This window comes from Stenotrophomonas sp. GD03877, from assembly GCF_029840555.1.
GTDB classification, from domain to species: domain Bacteria; phylum Pseudomonadota; class Gammaproteobacteria; order Xanthomonadales; family Xanthomonadaceae; genus Stenotrophomonas; species Stenotrophomonas geniculata.
Window position 1 is genome coordinate 126,855 of sequence record NZ_JAOCCT010000005.1, and the last position, 24,506, is coordinate 151,360.

29 protein-coding genes and 1 pseudogene are annotated in these 24,506 nt (G+C 65.2%); 22 read left to right on the top strand and 8 right to left on the bottom strand.

Features of this window, described 5'->3' with window-relative positions:
* The first annotated feature begins 109 nt into the window (after positions 1-109).
* The 19 genes and pseudogenes from N5D20_RS24710 (at position 110) to N5D20_RS05525 (ending at position 16,024) form a co-directional block, all read left to right on the top strand.
* Positions 110-560 (top strand): annotated as a pseudogene (locus N5D20_RS24710) (XF1762 family protein).
* 310 nt (positions 561-870) lie between these two features.
* Positions 871-1,776, top strand: coding sequence for a DUF3577 domain-containing protein (locus N5D20_RS05440; RefSeq protein WP_003116825.1), 906 nt, complete (start codon positions 871-873; stop codon positions 1,774-1,776).
* A 145-nt stretch (positions 1,777-1,921) separates the two neighbouring features.
* Positions 1,922-2,749, top strand: coding sequence for a DUF932 domain-containing protein (locus N5D20_RS05445; RefSeq protein WP_003116824.1), 828 nt, complete (start codon positions 1,922-1,924; stop codon positions 2,747-2,749).
* Between the two features lie 94 nt (positions 2,750-2,843).
* Positions 2,844-3,533: a DUF3275 family protein gene (locus N5D20_RS05450; RefSeq protein WP_003116823.1), complete on the top strand. Its 690-nt coding sequence runs from the start codon at positions 2,844-2,846 to the stop codon at positions 3,531-3,533.
* 94 nt (positions 3,534-3,627) lie between these two features.
* Positions 3,628-3,969, top strand: coding sequence for a hypothetical protein (locus N5D20_RS05455; protein WP_003116822.1), 342 nt, complete (start codon positions 3,628-3,630; stop codon positions 3,967-3,969).
* Positions 3,970-4,073: 104 nt separating this feature from the next.
* Positions 4,074-4,481 carry a hypothetical protein gene (locus tag N5D20_RS05460; RefSeq protein ID WP_003116821.1) on the top strand — a complete coding sequence of 136 codons (408 nt, stop codon included), beginning with the start codon at positions 4,074-4,076 and terminating at the stop codon, positions 4,479-4,481.
* Positions 4,482-4,497: 16 nt separating this feature from the next.
* Positions 4,498-4,758, top strand: a complete 261-nt coding sequence (locus tag N5D20_RS05465) for a hypothetical protein (protein ID WP_003090124.1) — start codon at positions 4,498-4,500, stop codon at positions 4,756-4,758.
* A gap of 76 nt (positions 4,759-4,834) precedes the next feature.
* Complete coding sequence (locus N5D20_RS05470; RefSeq protein WP_003116820.1) at positions 4,835-5,482, top strand: hypothetical protein; 648 nt, start codon at positions 4,835-4,837, stop codon at positions 5,480-5,482.
* A gap of 40 nt (positions 5,483-5,522) precedes the next feature.
* Entirely contained in the window at positions 5,523-6,656 is a 1,134-nt protein-coding gene (locus N5D20_RS05475; protein ID WP_223224654.1) for a DUF6094 domain-containing protein, read from the top strand.
* Positions 6,657-6,706: 50 nt separating this feature from the next.
* Positions 6,707-7,027, top strand: a complete 321-nt coding sequence (locus N5D20_RS05480) for a hypothetical protein (RefSeq protein ID WP_003116818.1) — start codon at positions 6,707-6,709, stop codon at positions 7,025-7,027.
* 89 nt (positions 7,028-7,116) lie between these two features.
* Positions 7,117-7,422, top strand: a complete 306-nt coding sequence (locus tag N5D20_RS05485; RefSeq protein ID WP_003116817.1) for a hypothetical protein — start codon at positions 7,117-7,119, stop codon at positions 7,420-7,422.
* A gap of 136 nt (positions 7,423-7,558) precedes the next feature.
* The gene (locus N5D20_RS05490; protein WP_004350563.1) at positions 7,559-9,838 is read left to right on the top strand and encodes a helicase-related protein; all 2,280 of its coding nucleotides are present in this window, start codon (positions 7,559-7,561) and stop codon (positions 9,836-9,838) included.
* 138 nt (positions 9,839-9,976) lie between these two features.
* Positions 9,977-10,576, top strand: coding sequence for a PilL N-terminal domain-containing protein (locus tag N5D20_RS05495; protein ID WP_003098890.1), 600 nt, complete (start codon positions 9,977-9,979; stop codon positions 10,574-10,576).
* On the top strand, positions 10,573-11,217 hold the full coding sequence (locus N5D20_RS05500) for a hypothetical protein (protein ID WP_003098888.1): 645 nt from the start codon (positions 10,573-10,575) through the stop codon (positions 11,215-11,217). The genes N5D20_RS05495 and N5D20_RS05500 overlap by 4 nt, the downstream gene beginning before the upstream one ends.
* A gap of 12 nt (positions 11,218-11,229) precedes the next feature.
* Positions 11,230-11,967, top strand: a complete 738-nt coding sequence (locus tag N5D20_RS05505) for a TIGR03759 family integrating conjugative element protein (RefSeq protein ID WP_003098886.1) — start codon at positions 11,230-11,232, stop codon at positions 11,965-11,967.
* Positions 11,949-12,539, top strand: coding sequence for a transglycosylase SLT domain-containing protein (locus tag N5D20_RS05510; RefSeq protein WP_003109780.1), 591 nt, complete (start codon positions 11,949-11,951; stop codon positions 12,537-12,539). Before N5D20_RS05505 ends, N5D20_RS05510 begins: the two co-directional genes overlap by 19 nt.
* Complete coding sequence (locus N5D20_RS05515) at positions 12,536-13,084, top strand: integrating conjugative element protein (protein WP_003109779.1); 549 nt, start codon at positions 12,536-12,538, stop codon at positions 13,082-13,084. The genes N5D20_RS05510 and N5D20_RS05515 overlap by 4 nt, the downstream gene beginning before the upstream one ends.
* A gap of 4 nt (positions 13,085-13,088) precedes the next feature.
* Complete coding sequence (gene traD, locus N5D20_RS05520) at positions 13,089-15,278, top strand: type IV conjugative transfer system coupling protein TraD (protein ID WP_004350569.1); 2,190 nt, start codon at positions 13,089-13,091, stop codon at positions 15,276-15,278.
* On the top strand, positions 15,275-16,024 hold the full coding sequence (locus tag N5D20_RS05525) for a TIGR03747 family integrating conjugative element membrane protein (protein WP_003153644.1): 750 nt from the start codon (positions 15,275-15,277) through the stop codon (positions 16,022-16,024). The genes traD and N5D20_RS05525 overlap by 4 nt, the downstream gene beginning before the upstream one ends.
* 40 nt (positions 16,025-16,064) lie before the next feature.
* On the opposite strand, the gene N5D20_RS05530 is transcribed toward N5D20_RS05525, so the two are convergent.
* Genes N5D20_RS05530 through N5D20_RS05565 form a run of 8 tightly spaced genes read right to left on the bottom strand, consistent with a single transcriptional unit; the run spans position 16,065 to position 23,303 of the window.
* Entirely contained in the window at positions 16,065-18,689 is a 2,625-nt protein-coding gene (locus N5D20_RS05530) for an AAA family ATPase (protein ID WP_003153642.1), read from the bottom strand.
* A gap of 9 nt (positions 18,690-18,698) precedes the next feature.
* The gene (gene nucC / locus N5D20_RS05535) at positions 18,699-19,424 is read right to left on the bottom strand and encodes a CBASS effector endonuclease NucC (RefSeq protein WP_003050273.1); all 726 of its coding nucleotides are present in this window, start codon (positions 19,422-19,424) and stop codon (positions 18,699-18,701) included.
* A gap of 38 nt (positions 19,425-19,462) precedes the next feature.
* Positions 19,463-20,365 (bottom strand): CBASS oligonucleotide cyclase, encoded by a 903-nt coding sequence (locus tag N5D20_RS05540; protein ID WP_003153640.1) that lies wholly within the window; start codon positions 20,363-20,365, stop codon positions 19,463-19,465.
* Complete coding sequence (gene cap7, locus N5D20_RS05545; protein WP_003090159.1) at positions 20,365-20,865, bottom strand: type III CBASS phage resistance system CD-NTase-associated protein Cap7; 501 nt, start codon at positions 20,863-20,865, stop codon at positions 20,365-20,367. The genes N5D20_RS05540 and cap7 overlap by 1 nt, the downstream gene beginning before the upstream one ends.
* On the bottom strand, positions 20,862-21,332 hold the full coding sequence (gene cap8 / locus N5D20_RS05550) for a type III CBASS phage resistance system CD-NTase-associated protein Cap8 (protein WP_003153638.1): 471 nt from the start codon (positions 21,330-21,332) through the stop codon (positions 20,862-20,864). The genes cap7 and cap8 overlap by 4 nt, the downstream gene beginning before the upstream one ends.
* Complete coding sequence (locus N5D20_RS05555; protein WP_003050256.1) at positions 21,329-22,243, bottom strand: AAA family ATPase; 915 nt, start codon at positions 22,241-22,243, stop codon at positions 21,329-21,331. The genes cap8 and N5D20_RS05555 overlap by 4 nt, the downstream gene beginning before the upstream one ends.
* 17 nt (positions 22,244-22,260) lie before the next feature.
* The gene (locus tag N5D20_RS05560) at positions 22,261-22,836 is read right to left on the bottom strand and encodes a PIN domain-containing protein (protein ID WP_003153636.1); all 576 of its coding nucleotides are present in this window, start codon (positions 22,834-22,836) and stop codon (positions 22,261-22,263) included.
* A complete protein-coding gene (locus N5D20_RS05565) occupies positions 22,833-23,303 on the bottom strand; it encodes a helix-turn-helix domain-containing protein (RefSeq protein WP_003050245.1) in 471 nt (156 codons plus the stop codon). The genes N5D20_RS05560 and N5D20_RS05565 overlap by 4 nt, the downstream gene beginning before the upstream one ends.
* A 203-nt stretch (positions 23,304-23,506) precedes the next feature.
* On the opposite strand from N5D20_RS05565, the gene N5D20_RS05570 reads away from it, so the two are divergent.
* The 3 genes from N5D20_RS05570 to N5D20_RS05580 are packed head-to-tail and all read left to right on the top strand — an operon-like array spanning position 23,507 to position 24,496.
* On the top strand, positions 23,507-23,890 hold the full coding sequence (locus N5D20_RS05570; protein ID WP_003090167.1) for an RAQPRD family integrative conjugative element protein: 384 nt from the start codon (positions 23,507-23,509) through the stop codon (positions 23,888-23,890).
* Positions 23,887-24,120: a TIGR03758 family integrating conjugative element protein gene (locus N5D20_RS05575; RefSeq protein ID WP_003050225.1), complete on the top strand. Its 234-nt coding sequence runs from the start codon at positions 23,887-23,889 to the stop codon at positions 24,118-24,120. The genes N5D20_RS05570 and N5D20_RS05575 overlap by 4 nt, the downstream gene beginning before the upstream one ends.
* A gap of 16 nt (positions 24,121-24,136) precedes the next feature.
* Entirely contained in the window at positions 24,137-24,496 is a 360-nt protein-coding gene (locus N5D20_RS05580; RefSeq protein ID WP_003153634.1) for a TIGR03745 family integrating conjugative element membrane protein, read from the top strand.
* Positions 24,497-24,506: the final 10 nt, after the last annotated feature.

Sequence of the window (24,506 nt, forward strand, 5' to 3'; positions counted from 1 at the left end):
GGCCTTCTTTTGTTCGCACCGCCGCCATCGCCGCGCGTGCGCGTTTGTCTCCAGCCGCCGAGGCACGCCCCGCCGGCCACAACGCCGGCATGCCACCGGAGACAACCGCATGAACACGCCATCGACCTCGCCGAGGCTGCACCTCCTACCGGTGTCGCTGCGCACGGCCAATGCATTCGTTCTGTCGCACCATCGCCACCACCGCCCGGTCCAGGGCGCGAAGTTCGCCCTGGCCGTCACGCTGAGCGACAGCGACCTGATCCACGGCGTGGCCATTGTCGGCCGCCCGGTCGCGCGGCACCTGGACGCTGGAAGTCACGCGGCTGTGCACCGACGGCACACCCAGCGCCTGCAGCAAGCTCTACGGCGCGGCCTGGCAGGCGGCAAGGGCGCTGGGCTACATACGCCTGCTCACCTACACCATGCCCGACGAAGGTGGCGCCAGCCTGCGCGCCGCCGGCTGGCGGCTGATCGGCGCGCGCGGTGGCGGCGCCTGGAGCCGTCCCGGCCGTCCGCGCGCCGATACCCCCGAGCACCTGCGCGGCGCCAAGTGCCTGTGACAGGCGCCGGGTGGCGCGGACAAAGGGAAGCGCCCGGGTGCCGATTGATTGCTGCCGCGCGCGCGAGGCCCCGCCATGCTGGCCCCATGCCTGCTGACGTCGTCAGCGACATGCCAGGCAACCATCGGTCTTCGAGGTTGCGGCGCAGTTCCCACTGCGTGACCGAGCCAGCTCGCACCGCATCCTTCCGCGAGCGGCCACCAGCCTCTGGTGGCGGATGCTTTCGCCTTATCAACCCACCGCGGGGTCACGCACCTTCCCCGCATGCGTGGGCCGGTGTGTCTCCGCTTCATCCCAATGGAGATTCACCATGAACACCACGTCCAACGAGAAATCGTATTTCGACCTCCACACCTCGGGCATCGGCTACATCCAGCGTGTCCGTGAAGTGCCCGTCCGGGGCGGCCGCCGTGCGCAGCCTTTCCTGGCATGCACCATCGCCGCGCTGGTCGGCCCCGCCCGGGACCCCAGCTACCGCTACTTCGACGTCAAGGTCTCGGGTGCCGAGGCCAAGAAGCTCGTTCAGCGCTACATCGGCGTTGACGATCCCAAGCAGCGCCCGCTGGTGCGCTTTCGCCTCGGTGACCTGTGGGGCGATGTGTACATCCGCGACAAGGGTGAGCAGAAGGGTCAGGCCGCCGCGTCCCTCAAGGCGCGACTGCTCAAGGCCGAACTGATCGACCGGGCCGAACTGGCTTCGATCGAGCAGCACGAGTTGATCACCCGCGGCATCGGCTATCTCAATCGTGTGAAGGACGTCACCCCAAAAGCTGGCGACTCGTTCCTCTCTTGCACCGTCGCGGCACTGGCCGGGCCTGTCGATGAACCGGAGTATCGGTACTTCGACACCATCGTCGCCACCCCGGAAGCCGAGCACCTGGTTCGCCGGTGCGTTCAGGCCGTCGAGGGTGACCGCAAGGTGCTGATCGCCTTCCGTCTGAACGACATGAAGATCGATCCGTACATCCGCACCAAGGGTGAGCACGCCGGGGAACCGGCCGCCAGCCTGGAATCGACGCTGGTCCACATCGGTCTCATCAAGATCGACGGCACCCAGGTCTATCCGACGAGCCAGGCGCAAGCCGAGGCGCCGCCGGCCGAAGACGCATCCGCGTCCGAAGCCGACGATGCCATCGACACGGCCACCGAGCCCGCCGAGCGCGAGCCCGAGGCGCAAGTCCAGGAGCAGGAGCCGGCATTGGCTGCTTCGTTCTGATCCGGCACGGCCTCTCACGGGGCCTTGTCGCTTTTCCTCCCCACGTACGCCGCGTCCCCAGGACGCGTGCTTGCGCATTTCATCCCCCGAGTTCCGCGTGGTCTCACGGCCACGCGGTTGTCGAATTTCTCAAAGGAGATCAGCCATGTCTCTGGTATCCCGCTTTGCTCCGCAATCCCCGATCCTGCGCTCTGATCGCCCACTCTCGGACGACCGCATTCGTGCCGTCGTTCCGTCGATCTTCGCCGACGCTCCACATGGGAGCCGGTCCGATCGGTATGCCTACATACCGACCTCGACCGTGCTGACCAAGCTGCGCCAGGAGGGCTTCGAGCCCTTCATGGTGTGTCAGACGCGCGTGCGCAACGAAGACCGGCGCGAGTACACGAAGCACCTCATCCGACTTCGCCATGCAAGCCAGATCAACGGCGACGAGGCGAACGAGATCATCCTGCTCAACAGCCATGACGGCACGAGCAGCTATCAGATGCTCGCCGGCATGTTCCGGTTCGTCTGCCACAACGGCCTGGTTTGCGGTGACACCACCGCAGACATCCGCGTTCCCCACAAGGGCGACGTGGCCAGCCAGGTGATCGAAGGTGCCTACGGAGTCCTCGAAGGTTTCGAGCGCGTGCATAACGCGCGCGATGCGATGCGCACCATCACCCTCGATGAGGGCGAAGCGGAGGTCTTTGCGAACTCTGCGCTCGCACTCAAGTACGACGATCCGGCCAAGTCCACGCCTGTCACCGAGAGCCAACTGCTGGCCCCTCGGCGATGGGACGACCGCAAGAACGACCTGTGGGCCGTCTTCAACCGCGTCCAGGAGAACCTAGTCAAAGGGGGCCTGAACGGACGCACGGCCAACGGCCGCAATCAGCGCACCCGTCCGGTGCAAGGCATCGACCAGAACCTGCGCCTGAACCGGGCGTTGTGGCTGCTGGCCGAAGGCATGCGCCAGCTCAAGGCGTGATGCCACGCGGACCTCGCCCACCTCGGGCGAGGCCATTTCCTCTCATCCACCGGGTGCCGTCGGCGGCCCGTCATTCATCATCAGGAGAACCATCATGGCAACCCCATCGGCTTCCGAGAAATCTGTTGCGCCCATCGTCGTCCCCGGCCAGCTCACGCTGCGTACCATCCGCGGCAAGAACGGCCCGTTCACGGTTGGCCGCCTCGCGACGCACCTCGGTACTTTCGAGGTCAAAGACCCGGAGCTGGAGCAGTACCCCGAAGGCAAGTACGACGGGGAATTCATCATCAGGTACATCTTCCCGAAGTCCTATCCGGTCGGCGGCGGCATGCGGTTCGAGATCCGTGCCAGCCTCGACGGCATGACGCTCAACGGCATCGACAAACTCAGCCGCGACGAAGCCCGCAGCTTCGCCACCCAGGACGTCGATCCGCTCGATGAAGAGCAAGGGGCGCAGCCTGCGGCAACGCCGGCCAAGCCCACCAAAGCGTCCAGGCCCGCCAAGCCCGCACCCGTGCAGGCGTCCGCGGACCCGCTGGTCGATACCACGCCCTTCGGCGTGGATGCGCCACCGCCTGCTACGGCCGCTGCCCCCGGCAGCACCGAAGACGGTGACGCCGCGCTCTTCGGCCTGCTGTGGCCGCTGGGCGAGTCCGTGAAACTGGATTCGACCATCGACCGCCGCACCCTGCGCGCGCAGATCGCCCGCCTGGGCGAGCTGGGCTACGCGCTGGACTTCAAGACGCAGGAGTGGAGCCGCCAGGCCGAACCAAAACCTGCGTGATCGCAGACGCCGCATGCGCGGTGTTCTTCATCCACCCGCCGGGGTTCCTTTCCCATGCGGGGGAGGCCCTGGCCATTTTCTGGAGGTCTCCATCATGTCCACCATCGCTTGCGATACCCCGCGTTCAACGCTGGATGAACCCGCGTGGCGGGACCTTTGCAAAGCGGCCGCCGCACACGCCCAGCGCGGTTGCGGCTTGTCCTACGACCACTACGTGACGCTCTTCAGTTCGGCGATCGACGCACAGGCCAATCGTTTGCCGGATGAGCAACGTGCTCAGGCTCTCGAAATCGCGGCCCAGGAATGGGACTACGCAACACCTGCCGAACGGCAGGAAACCCAGGACTGGAATGCGGAGCATGGCTATTGCTCGCACGGGATCGAGTTCGGCTACTGCCCGGCCGGTTGTGATCGAGACGATGACGACTGGGATTGAGGGCGACGCATAGGTTCCTTCGCCGCAGATGCGGCATTCCATCACCCGCTGGGGGTTCTTCCCCACGGGGAGGCCTTCAGCTCAACTTTTCGAGGAGGCCTCTCATGGGCTGGTATTTCTCAAACCAATCGCGGTCCGAACTGATCGCGGAACTGATCGCACCGCAAGAGACCGAGCGCGCCAGCGTCAAGGTCATCGCTCACACCCTGCGCGGCAACGTGCTGTGGTCCGTCGCCGAAGTGACCGCCAAGGTCGAAGGCGTGCATCGTGATCTCGCACCGGGCCAGTCCCTGCGCTACATCCGCTGCGATCTGCTTGAACGAAGCGGCGGCCAGTGGGGCTACAAGTCCTTGGACGAGTCCATGCACCCGTACTACTACACGTGCCCGCTGTCCTATCTGGACCTCGCACCGGAGCAGTCCGCCGACTGGCGTGCAGGCGTTCGCGCCTACCACGCCCGGCGGCGCACACCCACGGCATCCGCGGCATCCGCCGCGGCGTCGATGGCCTGAGCCAGGAGGAACCGACATGGACCCGATCCTGGCAACGCTTCCGCCCTCGTTGCTGGCACTCGTTGAAGGGAGTTTGTCCAACGACGAAGTGTCCTCCGACGAGGAAATGCTGGCGTACTTCATCGACAACGGCCTCACCGAGGACCAGGCACGGCAGGCACTGACCTACCGCGACCAGTACCTCAACAACATCTACCTGGAAGGCTTCACGCCGATCACTTCGGCGGACGAGCCGCTTCACTTCAACCCGCACACCCGGCAGTTCGAGCCGGACTGAGCGGTTTTCTTCCACCCCCTGGGGCAGTACTTGCCCCAGCGGGCGGTGCTGTTCCCGTTCATCCGAGGACACCACCATGCCCGCAAACACTTCTTCCACGCTGTACCGCATCGACGAATGCCCGGACGTGATGGCCGACGCCTGCGTCGGCGATGACCAGGGCAACCTGATCTTCCTGTCCATCTGGGCGCGGGACACCGCCGTCCAGCAGTTCCTCGCTCGCCTGACCCTCGGGCGCGACGAGCAGGGACTGGACCAGTTCCACGTCATCACCGACCAGGGCGGCAGCGTCCCGGTATTCATCGGCAACGTCGATCGCCTGGAAAAGCGCATCACGCGCGCGTACCGGCGGACGCTGTTCGGCTCGCTGTCCAACGTGTGGCTGTTCGACCGGCGCTGCGTCAAGCCCGACAAGGCCAACGCCAGCGCATTGGCACTGCTGCCACGCGACAGCGCCCACAGGCTTGACCGCCTGTGGATGCTGGTGCGGGACACCTGCCCGTTGCCGCTGCTCGATCACTGGCGCGAGACCGTGCTGGAACTGCTGCAAACCCGCGAGATGCTGGCCCGCCTTCCGTTCGCCCTCGGGCCGCTGGAAGGCCATCGGCTCGCCATCGACGTGCCGGCGCTGACCCTGGCGCTCGGCTCCCTGATCCGCAGCGACGCGCTCACCGCCTATCCGTATCCGGCCAAGATTTGGACGCCGGAAGCGGTAGCGGCTTGACCCACCCTCGGAGGCACGCCTTGGCGTACTTCCGTGTTTCATCCCCGCCAACCAGGAGACTTCCATGGCCCTCATGTTCCCGCGGCTCGCCCGCAATTTCGTCAAGAACGGATATTTCCCGACCGACGAACCCACGCTCGAAAGAGCGCTCAACGCACTGATGCCCAGCGACGGGCCGATGTGCATCCTCGATCCCTGCGCCGGCGAAGGCGTGGCGATCGCCGAAGCCGCCCATGCCCTCGGGCGCGAGCAGGCAAAGGCGTTCGCCGTCGAGTTCGACGCGGAGCGGGCGCGCCATGCCCGCGGCCTGGTCGATCACTGCCTGCACGCGGACCTGATGGACACGATGGTCTCCAAGCAGTCCTTCGGGCTGCTCTGGCTCAACCCGCCGTATGGGGACCTGTCCAAGGACGTCAACGGCAACATCGGCTATCAGGGCCAGGGCCGTGCCCGCCTTGAAAAGCTGTTCTACCAGCGCACGCTCTCGCTGCTGCAATACGGCGGCGTGCTGGTTTTCATCGTCCCCGGCTACGTGCTCGACGCGGAGTTGGTCGGCTGGCTGACGCGCCACTACACGGACCTGCGCATCTACCGAGCGGTGGAGACGCAGTTCAAGCAGGTGGTGATCTTCGGACGCCGGGTGCGCCAGCGCGAGCAGGTGCCCGATGGCGTCAAGGCCGTGCGCAATCTGCTGTTGCAGGTAGGGCAAGGCGAAGTCGAAGCCGAGGAACTGCCGAGCGAGTGGCCGTTCCTGCCGTACATCGTCCCCGCCAGCCCGGCCGAGCCAGAGCATTTCTTCCGCGTGACGATGGAGCCCGAGCAGTTCGCCGATGAGGTTGGCAGGCTGCAAGGCTTGTGGCCATCGCAGGACACGCACCTGGGGGCTGCGCAGCAATCGCTGCGTCCACCGGCGCGGGCCTTGTCCCGCTGGCATCTCGCCCTGGCTCTGGCCGCGGGTGCGATCTCGGGGGTTGTGCGCTCCAAGACCGGGCGCGTGCTCGTCGTCAAAGGTGACACCCACAAGGACAAGACGCTCCAGCGGGAGTTCACCGAACGCGAAGACGGCTCCATCGCCGAGACCCGCATCCTCACCGACAAGTTCGTTCCCGTCATCCGCGCGTGGGACATGACACCTGGCTCCGCGACACGGGGCGAGGTGTTGACCATTCGCTGATCCACCGGACGCGCTGCCGTCCTGCTGTACCAACTCGAAGGAGAAACACCATGATCCCCAATCCGTTCAAGCGGCCTGCGCCGCACAAGCAACCGTTGTTCGCACCGAGTACGTTGAAGTTGAGCGAGAAGGTGCATTGGCTGGCCCGGCGAGGCCTGATCGACCCCTTGGCCTATGTCCAGCGCCATGTGCGCGGGGACTGGGGCGAGATCGATGAGGCCACACGCCAAGCCAACGACGTGGCGATCCAACAGGACAACCTAATGATCTCGCAGTTCAGGATCACGCCGGACCTGGCGCTGATCGTCAAGACCAGCGAGGACCACCAGACCACGGTGGTCCAGCTTCCCGAAGAGCGGGACCTGATCTGAGGCCCCACATCGTCATCCTCATCCACCTGACGGAGCCACTTCACTCCGGCAGGGGTGTCGTGGCTCAATGACTCATCAAGGAGGAGCCCATGGCATCGCATCGCATCGAAACCTACTGCCAGCGGCTGGCGTTCCCCATCGGGGCGCTCATCTTCAGCAGAGGTGTAGACCGCCTGGTCCGCGCGGGTCGCCTGGACCCGATCCCGTACTTCAGGCGCCACACCCGTGGCGACTGGGGCGACGTCAACATCCAGCAATGGCAGACGAACAGCAGCGCGCTTCAATCGGGCGCGTCGCTGGAATCGCACTACGTGATCCATCCGGGGCTCGCCATTCGCATCGTCACCGATTCGCAGCGCTGCGCAACCGTCATCGTGCTTCCGTCCGAAGACTGAGCACGGTTCACCTGCGGGCCGCCCAGGCCAGCACCTTCAACCACCCTCAGCCACGCGTCGATTCTCTTCCCACCACGGGGCATGCCATTGCCCCGCTGGGGGTGGTGCATGCCCCATTTTTCTTTGGAGCATCACCATGTCCCTCGATCTCGAAACCACTGCCGCTGAATCCGCGCCCGTACAGGGCGAACTGCTCGACGCGGAATCTTCCCCTCTGACCCTGAGCCTTCAGGATTTTGTCGGCGAGTTCGGCGACGAACTACTCGACGCCCTCAACAGCGCTAATCCGCCGGTCTATACCGGCCAACCGCAGGCGCACCGGCAACTGGTGGTCGCCAGCCTCAAGCGCAAGCTGTTCCCAGCCCAGGCCGAAGTCGTCCACGCCGCCGCCGAGCTGCTGATCGACCGTGGCGAACGTGCTGCGATCGTCAATGGCGAGATGGGCTGCGGCAAGACGACCGTCGGCATTGCCACGGCCGCCGTGCTCAACGCCGAAGGCTATCGCCGCACTCTGGTGCTGTCGCCGCCCCACCTGGTTTACAAGTGGCGGCGCGAGATCCAGGAGACGGTGGCCGGTGCCAAGGTGTGGGTACTCAACGGGCCGGATACGCTCGTCAAGCTCATCAAGCTGCGCGAGCAGTTGGGCGTGCAGCCCACGGGCCAGGAGTTCTTCGTCCTGGGGCGCGTCAGGATGCGGATGGGCTTTCACTGGAAGCCTGTCTTCACCACGCGGCGCACCCGCCACGGCGACGTGGCGGCCTGCCCGGACTGCGGCACGGTCATCACCGACCTCGACGGCGAGCCGGTCAACCCGATCGCGCTCCAAGCCGAGGAGTGCCGCAGGAAGTGCGGCCACTGCGCCGCGCCCCTGTGGACACTGATCCGCCCGCGCAGTCTGTCCGGCAGCGACCAGTCCTCGGCCGTGCTCAAAGCCTTAAAGCGCATACCGACCATCGGAGAGGTCACCGCGCAGAAGCTGATGCAAAAGTTCGGTGACGGGTTCCTGGCGTCGATGCTCGGCGACAACATCCATGAGTTCATCAACCTCATGGATGGCAACGGCGAGCTGGTGTTTTCCGACCGTCAGGCCACGCGCATGGAACGTGCGATGGCCAACATGGAGTTCGGCTTTGGCGAGGGCGGCTATCAGCCGTCCGAGTTCATCAAACGCTACCTGCCGCAAGGCACGTTCGACCTGCTCATCGCCGATGAGGCACATGAGTACAAGAACGGGGGCAGTGCCCAGGGCCAGGCCATGGGCGTGCTGGCGGCGAAGGCTCGCAAGACCTTGCTGCTGACCGGCACGTTGATGGGCGGCTACGGGGACGACCTGTTCCACCTGCTGTTCCGAGCCCTTCCGGGGCGGATGATCGAAGACGGCTACCGCCCGACCACGAGCGGCAGCATGACCTCGGCTGCGATGGCGTTCATGCGCGATCACGGGGTGTTGAAGGACATCTACTCCGAGAGCACCGGCACGGCGCACAAGACGGCCAAGGGCACCAAGGTATCGGTGCGCACGGTCAAGGCCCCGGGGTTTGGCCCCAAGGGCGTGCTGCGCTGCATCCTGCCGTTCACGATCTTTCTCAAGCTCAAGGACATCGGTGGCAACGTCCTGCCGCCGTATGACGAGGAGTTCCGTGAAGTCGCGATGGACACGGCGCAAGCCGCGGCCTACCGCGATCTGGCGGGTCGGCTGACCGCGGAGCTGAAACAGGCTCTGGCGCGACGCGATACGACCTTGCTGGGTGTGGTCCTCAACGTGCTGCTGGCCTGGCCGGATTGCTGCTTCCGGTCGGAGACCGTGGTGCATCCGCGCACGCGCAACACCTTGGCGTTTGTCCCGGCTCAGTTCAACGAGTTCGAGATCAGCCCCAAGGAGCGTGAGCTGATCGACATCTGCAAAGAGGAGAAGGCGCAGGGCCGCAAGGTCCTGGCCTACACGGTCTATACCGGCACGCGCGACACCACGTCGCGCCTGAAGGTGTTGCTGGAGCAGGAAGGCTTCAAGGTGGCGGTGCTGCGCGCGAGCGTGGATGCCAGCCGCCGCGAAGACTGGATCGCCGAGCAACTGGACCGTGGCATCGACGTGCTCATCACCAACCCCGAGTTGGTCAAGACGGGGCTGGACCTGTTGGAGTTCCCGACGATCGTGTTCATGCAGTCGGGCTACAACGTGTACTCGCTCCAGCAGGCGGCACGCCGCTCCTGGCGCATCGGGCAGAAGCAGCCCGTGCGTGTGATCTACCTCGGCTACGCCGGTTCCTCGCAGATGACCTGCCTGGAGCTGATGGCCAAGAAGATCATGGTCTCGCAGTCCACCTCGGGCGACGTGCCCGAATCCGGGCTCGATGTCCTGAACCAGGACGGTGATTCCGTCGAGGTCGCACTGGCCCGGCAGCTTGTCGCCGCATGACACGTTCCACTTACGGCCCTTCGGGGCCGTTTTTTTTGCCGCTCCCGGTAAATCGGACGCTGCCTGGTTCGCATTGTTTGCTGCCGCTCGCGGCCTGAGCGGCGATGGTGAGGGCTGGATGTTTCAGGACGCCGAGCTATGTGCCCCTCTCCACCGTGGTTTCACTATCCCGAACGCCGCCTTCTGGCGGGATTTCTCGGCCTGCTGTGGTCGGTGCTGGCCGGTGGCTGCGCGACGACGACTGCGCCGGTCGCGCCCGACACCATCGCGGAAGTCTTGGCCGCGCCTGAACCCGAGGCTTCCGAGTACATCCCGGTCGTGCGCTACGCCCGCTACACACTGGTCGAACTGGCACCCATGGCGGCGCAGCGCGACCTGTTGTTGCAGACCATCGACGTGTCCATGCCCGAGGATGCCCGCGCCACGGTCGGGGATGGGCTTCGGCACGTGCTCAAACGCAGCGGCTATGGCCTGTGCCAGACCGCGCATGCCGTGATCGAGCTGTACGCGCTGCCGTTGCCGGCGGTACACCTGCACCTCGGCCCCATGACCTTGCGCGATGCGCTGCTCACGCTGGCTGGCCCGGCCTGGGAACTGCACGCGGATGACCGCGCACGGCAAATCTGCTTCGAGCGGCCCGGCGATCGCGCGGTCGCCGAGTCCCCATCCGAGCCACCCGCCACCGAGGCGGTGCAGACGTTCCCGCTGGCACCCATGGTTTCGGGAGGCCAGCCATGAACGCCCCGCAACCTGCCCAGCGATCGACCGCCGCCGTGGTGGTGCAGAGCCTGATGTGGCTCTGGTTGATCTTCCTCAGCGTCTTGGCGGCCCTGGGCTACCAGGCCCTCAGCGACCAGGCCGACCAGGAGCGGCTGGATTCCCGCCTGCAACGCCTGGAAGCGCAGGCAACTGGCTTGGCCGAGACGATCGAGGCCATCCAGCAGCGCCCGGCCGTCGCGACGGACGCTGACCTCAAAGACACCCGCCAGATTCTGGAAGCACGCGCGGCCCAGGTCGAGAAATCTCTCAGTGGCTACGCAGCGGCCGACGACCTCCAGGCGCTGCGCGCGGAGGTCGAGCAGATCAAGGCGCGCCAAGCCGCCGCGCGTGCCACCGCACCCGCCCAGCGGCGCGCATCGCGCACGTCCGCCGCCTCCAAGACCGAGCTGCCGCCGCTGCCATTCCGCGTCGTCGGCGCCGAACTGCGCGCCGGCCAGCGCAGCGTGTCCGTCGCGCCGAGCATCGGGGACTTCACGCCCGCCCAACTTCAGGTGCTGCTGCCCGGGGATGCGGTCGGCCCGTGGCGCCTGCAGGCGATCGAGGGCAACACCGCAGTGTTCCAGGCCGGCAACCAGACCCGCCGCGTGGCGATTCCCTGACCGGAGCACCCCATGAAGCCGTCGATCCTCCTTTTCGCGGTCCTGGTGGCGTCGTCGCAATGGCCCGCCTGGGCGCAGCAGCCCGCAACGACCTCGGCGCGCAACGCACAGAGCCAGGAGCGCCCGCTGGCCGCCCGCGTGCTGGACGACCGGGTGGCAACCGAATGGGGCTTGCAGCCACAAGAATGGGCACGCTACCGCGAGCTGATGGATGGGCCGCTGGGTATCTACTCGCCCAACCTGGACCCGCTGTCCGCCCTGGGCATCGAAGCTCGCACGGACGAAGAACGGCGCCGCTATGCGGAACTGCAGGTGCAGGTGGAAGCGCGCCGCGTCGAGAAGCTGCTCGCCTACCAGCGCGCCTACGACGAGGCCTGGCAGCGCCTGAATCCGGGGATGCAGCGCGTGAACCTGCCCGACGACAAGCCGGGCGCCGGCCCATCCAGCAGTCCCTTGCGCGGCAGCGGCCGCATGGCGGTGTTCGTCAAGGACGGCTGCGCAGCCTGCGGACAGCTCGTGCAGCGCCTGCAATCCTCGGGCGCGGAGTTCGACCTGTACATGGTGGGCAGCCGCCAGGATGACGCGCGCATCCGCGACTGGGCCAAGCGCGCGCAGATCGACCCGGCGCGCGTGCGCGCCGGCAGCATCACGCTCAACCACGACGGCGGCCGCTGGCTGTCACTGGGCCTGCCCGGCGATCTGCCCGCCGCCGTGCGCGAAGTGAACGGCCAATGGCAGCGCCAGCCGTAGCCATGCCCCTGCGCGCACTGGTGCTCACTGCCGGCCTGTATGCCGTTGCCGCCCTGGCCCAGGAGGTTCCGCCACCGGCTTACCAGCTTGCCGCCCAGCGCGCAGGCATCCCCTCGACCGTGCTCTACGCCGTGGCCTTGCAGGAGAGCGGCATCCGGCGCAACGGGCGCCTGGTGCCGTGGCCGTGGTCCCTCAACGTCGCCGGCCAGTCGCGCCGCTTCGCCACGCGCGCCGACGCCTGCGCTGGCCTGCAGCAGGCGATGCGCGCCACGCCGCACACGCGCATTGATGCGGGCCTGGGCCAGATCAACCTCGGCTACCACAAGCACCGCTTTACCGGCGCGTGCGACCTGCTGGATCCGTATCGCAACCTGGCCGTTGCCGCCGAGATCCTGAAGGAGCAGCACACCCCCGGCGAGGACTGGCTGCTGGCGATCGGCCGCTACCACCGCCCCGCAGGCGGCGAGCCCGCCGCCCGCTATCGGCGCAGCGTGTCGCGCCACCTTGCCCGCGTGCAGGGCACGCGACCAGCCGCCGCGGTCCTCGCGGCGCGCCAGGAGACCTCCCCATGACGAAACCCCATCCCGCCCATCTCGCGTTCACGGGCCTACTCATGCTGCTGTCAGGCCTGCCGCTGGCCTCGCGTGCCGGCGAGCCACTGATCGTTGTCGAGGACCGTGGCGGCACGTCGGCATTGCCGTACTACGAAGCCCTGAATCTCCAGCCGCGCGCCAACGCACCGGCGCGGCCGTCCATCCCGACGCCCCAGGTTCCTGCCACACGGGCGGACGAAGCCGCGATGCTGCCGGTGCGCAGCGCCAAGCTCACGCCCGGCACCGTCGCGCGACGGGTGATCGAAGCGCCCGGCCTGCGGCCGTTCGTGGTCATCGGCGACGACGAGGCTTCCCGGGCCTGGTTGCAGCGCCGCGCCGCCGCTTTGCGCGAACGTGGCGCGGTCGGCCTGGTCGTCAACGTCGAGACCGCGCAGGGCCTGGCGCGGCTGCGCGCCCTGGTGCCGGGCGTGCCGCTCGCGCCCGTGGCCGGCGACGACCTGGCCGATCGCCTGGGCCTGCGGCACTACCCGGCGCTGATCACGGCCACCGGCATCGAGCAATGAAGCCATGTCGGGCAAACAGCCGGTCGAGGTTCTGCTACGCCCAGCGGTGGAGCTATACACCGTCGCGGCGTGTGCAGGCGCCGCGTTTCTGTGCCTGGTGGCCCCATGGTCGCTCGCGCTGAGCCCGGCCATGGGCATCGGCAGCGCCTTGGCGTTCGGCGCCTACGGCGCGATCCGCTACCGCGATGCCCGCATCATCCTGCGCTACCGGCGCAACATCCGCCGTCTGCCGCGTTACGTGATGACCAGCAAGGACGTGCCGGTCAGCCAGCAGCGCCTATTCGTGGGGCGCGGCTTTCTCTGGGAGCAGAAGCACACGCATCGGCTGATGCAGACGTACCGGCCCGAGTTCCGCCGCTACGTCGAGCCGACGCCGGCCTACCGGCTGACCAGGCGCCTGGAGGAACGGCTGGAGTTCGCGCCATTGCCGCTCTCGCGCCTGCCGAAGCTCACCGGCTGGGACGCGCCTTTCAACCCCGTGCGCCCGTTGCCGCCTGTCGGCGGCCTGCCAAGGCTGCACGGCATCGAGCCCGACGAAGTGGACGTCAGCCTGCCGCTGGGCGAGCGCGTCGGGCACTCGCTGGTGCTGGGCACCACGCGGGTGGGCAAGACGCGCCTGGCCGAGTTGTTCGTCACGCAGGACATCCGTCGCAGGAATGCTGCCGGCGAGCATGAGGTCGTCATCGTCATCGACCCCAAGGGGGATGCCGATCTCTTGAAACGGATGTACGTCGAAGCCCAGCGCGCTGGCCGCGAAGGCGAGTTCTACATCTTCCACTTGGGCTGGCCGGAAATCAGCGCCCGCTACAACGCCGTGGGCCGCTTCGGTCGGATCTCGGAAGTGGCGACACGCATCGCGGGGCAGCTCTCCGGCGAAGGCAACAGCGCGGCGTTCCGCGAGTTCGCATGGCGCTTCGTGAACATCATCGCCCGCGCCCTGGTGGAACTGGGGCAGCGCCCGGACTACATGCTGATCCAGCGCCACGTCATCAACATCGACGCGCTGTTCATTGAGTACGCCCAGCACTACTTTGCCAAGACGGAGCCCAAGGCCTGGGAGGTGATCGTCCAGATCGAGGCCAAGCTCAACGAGAAGAACATCCCAAGGAACATGATCGGGCGCGAGAAGCGTGTGGTGGCGCTGGAGCAATACCTCTCCCAGGCGCGCAACTACGACCCTGTGCTCGATGGCCTGCGCTCGGCGGTGCGCTACGACAAGACCTACTTCGACAAGATCGTTGCATCGCTGCTGCCGCTGCTGGAAAAGCTCACGAGCGGCAAGATCGCCCAGCTCCTGGCGCCGAACTACTCCGACCTGGCCGACCCGCGCCCGATCTTCGACTGGATGCAGGTGATCAGGAAGCGCGCCGTCGTCTATGTCGGCTTGGACGCGCTGTCCGATGCGGAGGTCGCCGCAGCGGTCGGCAACTCGATGTTCAGCGATCTCGTCTCGGTGGCTGGGCACATCTACAAGCACGGAATCGACGATGGCCTGCCGGGCGCATCGGCTGGTGCGCGCGTGCCGATCAACGTGCATGCGGACGAGTTCAATGAATTGATGGGTGACGAGTTCATTCCGCTCATCAACAAGGGCGGTGGCGCGGGCCTGCAAGTCACCGCCTACACGCAAACGCTTTCGGACATCGAGGCCCGCATCGGCAACCGCGCGAAGGCCGGCCAAGTGATCGGGAATTTCAACAATTTATTCATGTTGCGCGTGCGCGAGACGGCCACCGCGGAACTGCTGACGAGGCAGTTGCCGAAGGTCGAGGTCTATACGACCACCATCGTCTCGGGCGCGACGGACAGCTCAGACATCCGCGGCGCGACGGACTTCACGTCGAACACCCAGGACCGCATCAGCATGGCCAGCGTGCCGATGATCGAGCCGTCACACGTCGTCGGTCTGCCCAAGGGCCAATGCTTCGCGCTGCTGCAGGGCGGCCAGCTTTGGAAGGTGCGCATGCCGCTTCCGGCGCCAGACCCCGATGAAGTGATGCCGACGGACTTGCAGCAACTGGCCGGGTATATGCGCCAGAGCTACAGCGAGGCCACGCAGTGGTGGGAGTTCACCAGTTCCGCAGCCTTGCCGCATGCAGCCTTGCCCGACGACCTGCTGGATGACGCCGCTCCAGCCGAGCCTGACGCGGTGGCCACCGGCGCCGACGACAGCACCGGCGAGGCCGCACCATGAAGGATGCCGCCTCGACCGCGCAGCGGGAGCAGAACCAGCGCCAGGGGCTGATCGTCGGCACCATCACCTTGCCGTTCCGGCTGCTCGGGGTGCTCATCGGCTCGCTGCTGTTCTCGATCGTGGTGGAGTGCGTCGGCATGCACCTGTTCTGGAAGGACCAGGGCTGGCGCCACTCCCAGCAGATGCTGCAGTACGAACTCGGGCACCTGTCCAACCACTTCACGCGCAGCGTGGTGGTGCAGGAGCCCGGGCGCACGGCGCACGAGCTGGTGGATACCGGGTACGAGTGGGTGTTCGTGCGCTCGGGGTTGCTGGAGCGCATGAGCCAGACCGCCGAGCGCGCCCGCGCGGCCAGCCACGGGCAGAGCCGCAACTTCCGCTACTACATCAGCCAAGTCTATGTCTGGGCCGAAAGCTACCTGATCGCTGCGGCCTTCACGACGCTCACCTTCCTGGTGCGCCTGCTGGTCCTGGTACTCACGCTGCCGCTGATCCTCACTGCAGCATTCGTCGGCCTGATCGACGGCCTGGTGCGACGGGATGTGCGCCGGTTCGGCGCGGGCCGCGAATCCGGCTTCATCTACCACCGCGCGAAGGCCAGCCTGATGCCGTTGGCCGTGCTGCCTTGGGTCACCTATCTCGCACTGCCCATAGCGGTGCATCCTCTGGTCATCCTGCTGCCCAGCGCGGCGTTGCTGGGGATGGCAGTCAGCCTGACCGCAGGCAGCTTCAAGAAGTACTTATGAGGTGACACGGGCGGCACTGCTCTGCAAAGCCGTGTGCCGTTCATCGGTTCTGCAGGGTATCAAGAGCAGCATCCAACGCCGTAACCGCCTCGACGACCGTTCTTACCGTCGCCCGATCGAACTCATGATCGCGCTGAGCGTCGTGCACACCGCTATTGAGGTAACCCCATTCAATACTCGTACCGCTGACATTGAGCAGCCTGACCAACGCCCCTACGGCATCCGGCGCACCCGCATGTTGCGCCGCGATACGCTCGACGGCCGACCGCAACTTGGTGCATTTATTGTTCAGCTCCCAAGGCGCGCGGGGCCCGCTCAGCTTGATGTCGATCCGGCCGTCCGCCCGCCGACCCAGCCACGTCCACAGGCGGTCCGTCAGACTCTCCAGCGCCGGCCGGGCCTGGCGCAGTGCCTCGCGTTTCTCGTCAGCCGCCAACGCCTGCTGGGCCAGAAGAACATAGTTCTTCGCTGGCGGGTCGCTGTCGACCCGCAGTTCGTGCTCTCCCTGATGCGGGAGAAACTTGTAGCGCTTGATGGCCGCGGCGCGGCGCACGCCCAACTCCTGCTGGATGCGGTGCAGGAACTCCTCTGCGTGCGAGGTGAGGATAACCTGCTTGCCGTGGAGCAAACCGTCCTCGAAGAAGGTACGCCAGATGCCATCGCGATGGTCGTCGTCTATCGCATTGACGACGTCATCGAAGATGACCACGGGGCAGCCCTGCGCGAGGTTCTTGGCAAGCAGAATCGCCAGACCCAAGCATTTGATGTGCCCTTCGCTGAAGACGATCAACGCGTCGTAGCGCACGCCCGGCTCGCCGGCGAACTCCACCTCGATCTTGCCGTTCTCGGCCACGGGCAACCACAGCGCGTGCAGCAGATCGCCGGGCGGATCGGCCCGGTTGAATGCGTTGTAGAGATGGCGGGCTTGGTCTCCCAGCCCCTGTAGCAGAACCCCCGGCAGAGCGGTCAGGTATGCCTGAATCTCGGGTAGGAAGCCGTCGTAGGCGGCCTTGACCCGCTGATGGTGCACCACCACCGGCATTTCGTCCGTGGCCGCCTGGATCAGGCCGCGGTTCGCGTCGTCGAATTGGGCCACGGTTTGGCGGGCGGCCGCCAGCTCCTGATCCGCAGTCGTGCGCATGGTCCGCAGCCGTTCGATCTCCAGCTGATGCTGTTGCAGGCGGTCCCGCTCCTGGGCCATCGCGCCGCGCTGGGCATGCACGTCGCGCGCCTGCGCGTCGAAGCCTTCGATGATCTGTGCGATCCGTAAGAGGGCTTGCCAGGCGCGCTGGTCCCCATTCACCCAGCCGCCGAGCCAATTGCCCGCCGACGTGGGAGGCAGCAGTGGCAGGCCCGCGGCCTGCGATTCGGCAGGACAAGCGACCCCAGCCGCCGCCACCACGCGGCGCATTTCGTCCCACAGCGCTCGGACCGCCTCGCTCAACTGCGTCCGATGCCCGGCCTCTTGCTGCTGCAGGACGGCCAGTTGCGCGAGCTGCTCCAGGCCCATTCGCGCCCTGGCGAACGGGTCCTGTGCCACAGCGGCCAGTCCGGTTCCACATGCCGGACACGCGGTCGCCCCGTCCGCCAACGCTTGCACGGCCTCGTAGAGCTTCGCGTACGACACCTCGCCCGCGCGGGCCGCGAGTTGCGCGGAAGACGCTTGCCACAGTCCCTGGACGCGGTAGGCCTCTGCCAGCAACGCTTGCAGGCGGGCCTGGGTCACCTCGTGAATGGCAGGCGGGTTGGCGTCCAGCTGAGCCTGGACATACGGTAGCCGTCCTTGCTGCTGCGGCGTACCCAGCAGCCAGTCCACGCAGGCTTGATAGGTCGCGCCAGGTGACATGCGCTGCGCCAAAGCTTGTTCCAGGCCCTCGACCGCTGCGATCTTCTGCGGGTAGGCGGCGATGGTCTGTTCGGAGTTCGCCAACCGCAGGCGACGCTGCGCCAGCTGCGCCGCCTGCACGCCGGCAAGCATCAGGTCCTGATCGAGCGAGGGGTTGAAGCCGCGCACGAACTCGCTGAACTGGTCCACGCCGAACAGGGTGGCGATGAGCTGGCGCTGATCGCTCGGGGTCCGCGCGGCGATTCGGGCGAAATCGTCGAGGCGGTTCTTCTCGATGAAGCAGAAGCGATACTCAGCTTCGTCGGGCTGGACGGCCTGCGCTTCGCCCGCCGCCGTAGACGACAGGACTGGCGCGACGTGGCGGCGCAGGCGAGCGTTGTTGCAGTACGTCCGCTGGTCGACCCGCTTGGCCTGCGCTTCGCTGATCGAACCGAGCATCGCCACTTCCAAGGCTTCGCAGAAGCTGCTCTTGCCGGTGCCGTTGGCACCGTAGACCAAGGTGATGTCATGGCTGAGGTCGAACGTCTCCTGCCGCATGAATCCTCGAAACGGCCCGACTTCGAGCTGGTGCAGTCGCCCGAGCGCCGGCCCGTTTTCGGGGCCGCGCGCGTCCCCGTCGTAGGCGACAGGCATCTGCGCCAGATGCGCGATGGCCAGCGGCGCCAAGCGCGTGGAGCGCCCCCGGCGTGCAGCACCGACCTCGGCCAGTGGCTGCAGGTGATCGAGCACCAGGTGCGCCAGCCGGCGCACGTCGTCGTGCACGTGCCGCTGCGCCAAGTGCGCCAGGAACCGGTGGTACTCCGAACGTATGCTTGCCACAGCGCCCCCTCACTTGGTCAACCACTGACCGTAAGCCTCCACATCGATCATGGGGACCGTTCCACTGAACTGAAGCTGCGCGATCAGCTTGAAAAGAAACGCGGTCGCCGGCTTGTTTTCGTTGGTGTAGCTGTACGCGCCGCTGGCTTGGTCATAGAAAAAGTGCCCGTGGGCGGCAACGCATCCGATGTCCAGACGCCCCTCGGTGAGGTTTGCGTTCAGCGCCTTGTCCATGGATGGACCCAATGCAGGACTCCATTCGCTCTCGAAGGTGAGCAAGCCACCCAGAATCGGAATCAACGGCTTCGCTGGGTAGGTCCCGCCAGCGTGCGGGATCGGCAGGCTCGTGCGGTGCAGCCTGCGCACACTGGCGACCTTCTCCTGGGCATAGGCCACAAGCCCCGCGTCAGCCGTCTGCTTGGCCTCGAAAACGGCGTACACGCTTTCGGCTGGAATGATCGTCTCGTTCTCGTAGGTGAAGATAAAAGGCGAATATTGCCGATCAAACACCACCACATCGATCTGCTGGCTGAAGTTCCCCAGGCTGTCCACCACATGCGCCTTGGCCGCCTGGTACCGTTTGGGCAGATAGGTATCCAGCATGTCGATCCAGACGTTCTCGCTCGCATCCCCCTTCGTACCCGGGTGACCGAAGGTCTTGCGTACTACGGACAAGCGCTGCTGGATGTCCTCATGCAGGGACGACAGGAGCTGGGAAAGCGACCACTGGGACATGCTGTACCTCGATGGGACGTGTATGGAAGCCGATGGAATCAGGACAGTGGGAACTTGGGGCCAAACAGTGCGCGCCAGGCGCGAAGCGCTTCGATATTGCGACCACGACGCGCGTGGTCGATGGCGATGCTTGCGTCTTGGCTCGCCTGGAACAGCAGCTGCTGCGCGCGCTGCTTGCGCGCGGCATCCATATCGTTGCTGATCGCCGGGCCAAGTCCGGCGGGATCCGGCCACTCGTCATGAACTCGATCGGCAAGCGTGGCAAAGAACGACTGGATCTCGCGATCGAACGATCCTCCCCAGCCGCCGTAAAGACACTCAAGGGCCATTACCTCGATCAGGAACGAGGGCTTCACCGGCTTCAGATCGCCGTGCTTGGGATTGTTGTTCCAGTACTTCACCATGCGCACGAGACCTTTCCACTCATTGCCATAGGCTTGGTGCGCTGCGGTCGCCTTGTCCTTATGGATCTCCGGGTCCGTCTTGATCCACTTTCCGGACGCCGTATCGGGGATCTCATACTGGTCGCCGGTATCGAATGCGGGCACCGCATCCACGCTGACCACCCGGTAGTCCGTGTTGTCCTCCGCGTCGATGTGAACACCGAAATCCACGTTGATCGAGCGCGCCTGTTTGCGCACGGCCGCCGAACCGTATTTCTCCACCAATGCAGAGTGGAAATCATCCAGCACTACCGATGCGGCCTTGCCGTGGTAATGCTTCTCCGAGTCCTTCAGCACGAAGAAGATGTCGATATCCTTGAGCGGCTTCGTCTTCGTGTATCGAGCATAGGAACCGGTCAGGAAGCTGCGCGCAATGCCGAACTTGGTCTGCAGGTAGTCCCGCACTTCGTTCTGGCGTTGCGAGGCATTCTTCTGTTCGCGTTCGTTGAGTTCCAGACGCGACTTGAACTTGCGAAAAGCTTCATCGATCGACAGCATCAGCGTTGCCTCCAATATCCGGCCTGACCCGCCAGGCCGCTGTGTTCGACAGTCGAGCCTAGGCTCTGCTTGACCATTCCATCCGTCGAGCGATAACTTCCTTTGCTCCATCCCTCCACATCAGGTCGCCCTGGCTTTGTATCGAGCATTAACTTGTACTTGGCCTGCGATGGCAGCAGCCCAGCTTTCTTGATCGCGTACTTCAACTGCTCGGTATCTGTCCAGAAGCTGCCGTCGCCATCGGACCACCCATACACGATGTCGATATCCCATCGGGTCACGAGCTTGTCGGTTGCCGGGTTGTAGATCTCCAGAATCACCTTGCGCAGATCACCGGTCCCGAGCCACGTCTTGATGGCTCGGGTATTGCTCTCCCAGCGATCCGCAAAGTGCTCAGGGTCCAGCCCACTGAGCAGGATGATGTCTTTCAAGCTCTTGAGGATGTTGTCGGTCACATAGGTAACCGAGTGCGTGTACGAGTAGGTGGCGACGGTGCTCATGACTTGAGGAAACCTCCGAGGTCGAGCGACAGCGCTTGCCCAGCATCGGCCTGCGCCTGCGTGGCAATTCCTTGGCTCAAGTCCCGTGCAATGATGCGAGAACTGTGCTTTTTGAGCGCGCTTTGCACCCAGCCGAGCTGCTCCTTCGGACACGGCAGCGAGACTCCCCAGTCTCCCTTCAACGGCTCGAACCCCAAGACTTCTTCGTTGGCATCATCACCATAGATCGCGTCTTCGTCGAAGAGGCAGTAGATCCTGGTCCGTGGTCCATCGCATGTCGCAACGATGGGCGCGCTCTTGGGTGCCTGGTCGGCGATCAAGCTGGCGGCCACGCCCGTCACGGCCCTGAGTTCAGAGCGAGCCGTGCCGTCCTTGCCCTGAGTGAGCAGTTCGACAATGGCATCCCATGTCTGCAACGCATCGCGGTGCGGCGAGCTGCGAAACGTCCGGCTGACAACGGTGGTCATTTTTGCTTCCCTCCTTGAAGGCGCATTTGCTTTGCCTGTCGTATCGCACTGCGCAAGTGCTCTACGGAAAGCTTGTTCGGATCGATAGCCACTTGCGGGTCGGCCGCGAGGGCGTTGGCTACGACCTTGCGAATGGCCCGACCATCCAATCCGACGCACTCGCCAGCGCACGCGTCGAACTGGTGAGCCGAGGAAAGCTTGCCAATCCCCGGAAATGTCTTTGCCAGGCCATTCAGGCAGTCCACTAGGATCTGCTTGCAGGCATCCTTGCCGGGCAGTGGCACCTCCATCACCATGTCGCAACGAGATAGGAAGGCACTGTCGACGGCCTGTGGGAAGTTGCTGGTGGCCACGAACAGCAGATGCGGGTTGCGTTCGGCCAACATGTCCAACTGCACCAACACCGCGTCGGTGGCCCGGTGCACATCAACCGGGTTGGCTTCCAGGCTGAGCTTCGCTCGATCAGCCGCAAGCGTTTCGACCTCGTCCAGAAGGACGATCGTCGGGCCCGCCGCTGCGGATTCTGCGATCGATTGCGAGAACAGGTCTGCCACGGCGCGTTGAGTCTTTCCCATTGCAGAGCTCGTCAGCGTGTGAGGCTCCACTTCCAGCAATCGAAACTTCGCAGAAGAAAAAGATTCGGCCACACGATGCGCCAAGCCCCGTGCCAAGGAGGTCTTCCCAGTCCCCGGCGGGCCGACCAACAAGATCACGCCGTGCAGGGGGAGTACCGTGCGCTCCACCTTGGGGCGCACCGTGAAGTTGACGATCGCTTGTGACAGCAACTGTTTTTTGATGGCTTCGTCCATCACGATCGAATCCCACAAGTCACCCAGCGACTTATCCGGCAGCTTCCAGCTTCGATGGATGCCTTTCGGCAAAGTGGCGTCTGATGAAGGATTCTTGGTCATCCGTGGCTCTCGGCGGGTCAGAGAATGGTGCGATAGGTCGCCAGCACCTTGGTCGTTTGCACAAGGCCTTGGCGCAGCAGGATTTCGAGATAGCGGTCCACATCGATCGGCGGATGCTTGAGTTGGGCACGCTGGCGCTGCGCAGCCGACACTACGGCGGCCGCATCCAGATCCAGCAGGTTGTCCACAAACTCATCGGGGTGCTGCGATTCGATGCCGTACGGAGCCAGCAGATCGTTCGGGAAATCACGTTCGTTGAACGTCACAATCACGCTCGCACCGCAGCGAATCGCCGCAGCCAGGACGTGCCGATCGTTCGGATCGGGTAATGTCAGGCCTGCCACGAGCGCTTCGTAGCCCTCCACCAAGCCGTCCGGAATGGCCCTGTCCATGAGATCCGACGTCCTGTCGACCTGAACCCGGGTGAGATCGGGGCGGTTGATCAACAGATTGCGTTTCCACTCCTCATGAATGGCTTGGCTCCACCGCGCCCGGAAGCGGCCAGACAGGCCGAGCCACATCAGGAAATCCCGCAGTGGCGCGGGATATAGAACGCACGCGTCGTAGACGGCGGTGAATGGGGAATGCCTCATTCGTATCCCATTCCCAACTCTTGCGACTGCTGAGCGAGTTCGGCCATCGCCTGCTCACTGGCGCGCTCGCGCGCTTCCTTGTACTGCATCAGATCGGCGAACCTCACCCTGCGGTGCTTGCCGGTGCGATGAAATGCCAACACCCCATCTTCTAGCAGCTTGACGAAATGGGGACGGGACACGTTGAGCAAGTCCGCCGCCTCTTGGGTCGTCAGCTCTGCATGGACGGGCACCACCTTTACTGCATTGCCATCGGCCAACTCGGCCAGGATGTCGACCAGCAGGCGTAAAGCCGAGGTAGGCAGTTCCACCTGATGAGCCTGTTTGTGGTCATCAAAGATCTGGATGTGCTGCGTCTCGAACTGGGTTGCGAGGTAAGCCGCCAAGGCACGTTGACCCTGGACGGCTGCCTTAACCTCTCCCGCGGCGGGAAGGGTCATCTTGGATTGGGCAGTGGCGGTGGTCATGGGTAGCTCCTAAGCGAAAACGGTTGCAGAGCCGATCATATTCGAAACACTCGAAAAACGCAATAATCGAAACTCCACCCGGGCTTTTGTAGGTTCGCTCGCGGTATGCCCAATCCGGTCGTCCGCCAGTTCCTATTGTTTGCGGCCTAAAACAGCCCTGATCTCCACGATCACCCCATTGCTGATCACACAGGAATGGCGCGATGGTGGCTTCGATCTGGCTGCGCGCCGCGCATCGCGGCGTGCCCACTTTTCTCGTGACGGCCCTCCTGCTGGGTCAGTCCCAGATGGCCTTGGCCGAGTCTCCGGCACAGCGCCAGGAGCTGGTCGCCGCACTGCGCCAGCTCGACGCGCTGGAGCGCACCGTCGCGGACAGCGCCGCGCATGCCCCCATCCAGCCGGGCGAGCGCTACCACTTCGACTACCCGCGGCTGCTGGCTGACCTGGCGCGCGTTCGCGCCGGCATCCAGTTTCACCTGACGCCATCGCGCGCTCAGCCGCGCGACCCCTCCGAACTGGCCGGCGACTACCGCACCGAGCGGGCGGCCGAGCCGCTGCCGGCGACGACTGCGGGGGGCAAGCAATGAACGGCGCCCAGGTCTCGGCATTTCAAGCCAACAGCGGCATCGCGCCTTCCGCAATGGCGACCGTCCTGGTCGGCGTCGTGTTCGCGGTCCTGCTCGTGTGGGGCGTCTGGGCCATCCGAACGGCCTACGTGGGGTGGTCCGAGAGCCGCCTCAACCAGCGCCAGTTCCTCGGCGTCTGCATCCGCTTCGTCGCGATGTACCTCGTCCTGAGTTTCTTCCTTCTGTCCTGACCTGAAAGGCCCGACCATGCACAACCGCATCCTCACTTCCCGTCTCGCCCAGCGCGCCGCCATGGCCCTGGGCGCCGCCGCGCTGCCCGCGCTGTCGTTCGCGCAAGGCCTGCCGCAGTTGGAGAACCCGACCCGCGGCACCGGCAACGGCATCATGGAAACGATCAGGAACTACGGCTACGACATCATCATGCTCGTAGCCCTCCTGGTCGTGGCGTCGATGTTCATCGGCGTCTGCTACCACGCCTACGGCACCTACGCGGAAATCCACACCGGCCGCAAGACCTGGGGCCAGTTTGGCCTCACCGTCGCGATCGGTGCCGTGCTGCTCGTGATCGGCATCTGGCTGCTCACCGAAGCCACCGGCATCCTGTAAGGCGAGGCCG

Coding starts and splice junctions, on each gene's coding strand:
- N5D20_RS05440 (WP_003116825.1), top strand. CDS start 871: ATGAACACCACGTCCAACGAGAAATCGTATTTCGACCTCCACACCTCG.
- N5D20_RS05445 (WP_003116824.1), top strand. CDS start 1,922: ATGTCTCTGGTATCCCGCTTTGCTCCGCAATCCCCGATCCTGCGCTCT.
- N5D20_RS05450 (WP_003116823.1), top strand. CDS start 2,844: ATGGCAACCCCATCGGCTTCCGAGAAATCTGTTGCGCCCATCGTCGTC.
- N5D20_RS05455 (WP_003116822.1), top strand. CDS start 3,628: ATGTCCACCATCGCTTGCGATACCCCGCGTTCAACGCTGGATGAACCC.
- N5D20_RS05460 (WP_003116821.1), top strand. CDS start 4,074: ATGGGCTGGTATTTCTCAAACCAATCGCGGTCCGAACTGATCGCGGAA.
- N5D20_RS05465 (WP_003090124.1), top strand. CDS start 4,498: ATGGACCCGATCCTGGCAACGCTTCCGCCCTCGTTGCTGGCACTCGTT.
- N5D20_RS05470 (WP_003116820.1), top strand. CDS start 4,835: ATGCCCGCAAACACTTCTTCCACGCTGTACCGCATCGACGAATGCCCG.
- N5D20_RS05480 (WP_003116818.1), top strand. CDS start 6,707: ATGATCCCCAATCCGTTCAAGCGGCCTGCGCCGCACAAGCAACCGTTG.
- N5D20_RS05485 (WP_003116817.1), top strand. CDS start 7,117: ATGGCATCGCATCGCATCGAAACCTACTGCCAGCGGCTGGCGTTCCCC.
- N5D20_RS05490 (WP_004350563.1), top strand. CDS start 7,559: ATGTCCCTCGATCTCGAAACCACTGCCGCTGAATCCGCGCCCGTACAG.
- N5D20_RS05495 (WP_003098890.1), top strand. CDS start 9,977: ATGTGCCCCTCTCCACCGTGGTTTCACTATCCCGAACGCCGCCTTCTG.
- N5D20_RS05500 (WP_003098888.1), top strand. CDS start 10,573: ATGAACGCCCCGCAACCTGCCCAGCGATCGACCGCCGCCGTGGTGGTG.
- N5D20_RS05505 (WP_003098886.1), top strand. CDS start 11,230: ATGAAGCCGTCGATCCTCCTTTTCGCGGTCCTGGTGGCGTCGTCGCAA.
- N5D20_RS05510 (WP_003109780.1), top strand. CDS start 11,949: ATGGCAGCGCCAGCCGTAGCCATGCCCCTGCGCGCACTGGTGCTCACT.
- N5D20_RS05515 (WP_003109779.1), top strand. CDS start 12,536: ATGACGAAACCCCATCCCGCCCATCTCGCGTTCACGGGCCTACTCATG.
- traD (WP_004350569.1), top strand. CDS start 13,089: ATGTCGGGCAAACAGCCGGTCGAGGTTCTGCTACGCCCAGCGGTGGAG.
- N5D20_RS05525 (WP_003153644.1), top strand. CDS start 15,275: ATGAAGGATGCCGCCTCGACCGCGCAGCGGGAGCAGAACCAGCGCCAG.
- nucC (WP_003050273.1), bottom strand. CDS start 19,424: ATGTCCCAGTGGTCGCTTTCCCAGCTCCTGTCGTCCCTGCATGAGGAC.
- N5D20_RS05540 (WP_003153640.1), bottom strand. CDS start 20,365: ATGCTGTCGATCGATGAAGCTTTTCGCAAGTTCAAGTCGCGTCTGGAA.
- cap7 (WP_003090159.1), bottom strand. CDS start 20,865: ATGAGCACCGTCGCCACCTACTCGTACACGCACTCGGTTACCTATGTG.
- cap8 (WP_003153638.1), bottom strand. CDS start 21,332: ATGACCACCGTTGTCAGCCGGACGTTTCGCAGCTCGCCGCACCGCGAT.
- N5D20_RS05555 (WP_003050256.1), bottom strand. CDS start 22,243: ATGACCAAGAATCCTTCATCAGACGCCACTTTGCCGAAAGGCATCCAT.
- N5D20_RS05560 (WP_003153636.1), bottom strand. CDS start 22,836: ATGAGGCATTCCCCATTCACCGCCGTCTACGACGCGTGCGTTCTATAT.
- N5D20_RS05565 (WP_003050245.1), bottom strand. CDS start 23,303: ATGACCACCGCCACTGCCCAATCCAAGATGACCCTTCCCGCCGCGGGA.
- N5D20_RS05570 (WP_003090167.1), top strand. CDS start 23,507: ATGGTGGCTTCGATCTGGCTGCGCGCCGCGCATCGCGGCGTGCCCACT.
- N5D20_RS05575 (WP_003050225.1), top strand. CDS start 23,887: ATGAACGGCGCCCAGGTCTCGGCATTTCAAGCCAACAGCGGCATCGCG.
- N5D20_RS05580 (WP_003153634.1), top strand. CDS start 24,137: ATGCACAACCGCATCCTCACTTCCCGTCTCGCCCAGCGCGCCGCCATG.